Source organism: Microcystis sp. LE19-84.1B, from assembly GCF_027531875.1.
Classification (GTDB): domain Bacteria; phylum Cyanobacteriota; class Cyanobacteriia; order Cyanobacteriales; family Microcystaceae; genus Microcystis; species Microcystis panniformis.
Genome location: NZ_JAPZSR010000352.1, coordinates 1 through 1,052 on the forward strand (window position 1 = coordinate 1; position 1,052 = coordinate 1,052).

General features: G+C 41.1%; 1 protein-coding gene. It reads right to left on the bottom strand.

Annotated elements, in window-relative coordinates; translation table 11 throughout:
- Positions 1-420, bottom strand: a 420-nt coding sequence (locus O9324_RS20005; RefSeq protein WP_288141122.1) for a CNNM domain-containing protein, incomplete at its 3' end; no start/stop codon positions are given.
- Positions 421-1,052 lie beyond the last annotated feature (632 nt).

The window sequence follows — 1,052 nt, forward strand, 5'->3', positions numbered from 1 at the left end:
TAATAATCGCGCCATCGGTTCGGCATAAATTAAAGCTAGGGATTTGGGATAAAGTTCCCCAAAAACTATCTGGAGATAGGCCACGATTAAAAAAGCTAGACAAAGAGAGAAACCATGGGAGAGAAGATTTTGCCAGTTTAAGGAAAAGGGTAAAAAACTTAGTAATTTCTTCACAAAAACGGTCATGGTACTCTCCCCAATCCAACCTAAAGCTAAACTAGAAAGGGTGATGCCTAATTGGGTAGTGGAAAGTAAGCGATCGAGACTTCTTTGTAGAGATTGGACCGTCTGCGCTGGCACATCTCCCGCAGCCACTAGCTGACTGACGCGGGTACGACGGACAGACACGAGCGAAAATTCCGCCGCTACGAAAAAAGCATTGAGGACGATTAGTAAAAAGACTAAAATTAAACGAGCCAATCTTACCCCAGCCTAGGCCTTTTTCAGCAAACCCTAATTAAACCTTGATCTGACCACTAGCAGTGTACCAAAAGCAATCAGTCCCAAGCTCAAGTTAGGTTCGAGGACGGTAGTTGGGGGATTTGATATACCTGTAACAGAACCAGTGACGATATCACCATTAAAATCACTAACAACATCATTTAAAGTAACTGTCCCTTCTGCTGTCGTTAAAAAGGGAGAGTTAAAAACTAGAGAGAGGCTATTAGAGCCATTAACCCAATCAATAGCTTCTATACCACTCCCAGTAGGATTAGCTAAACTAATGTTAACTAAGTCAGCCTTCGTGAAATTGAGAGGGCCAATTATAATGTTACTAAAAGTAAGACTGGGAGTTGCACTATTTTCATTGTCGATGGTGAAACTACCGGTAATCGGGTTAGTTCCAGCCAGAGAACCATTATTAATAGTCCAAGTCAGTGCCTGAACTGGTATAGCGGTGGAGAAGCTACTAAGCTAAAACGCACTTAAACCACCTAAAATAGAAATAGTAACTTGAGAAAAATCCTACTTATGCCAGCCAAAGATTTCCTAGACTTAGAAGAAAAGAAAAACTTACAAAAAGCTCTTAAAGAAGAAGAAAGAGCAGAGGT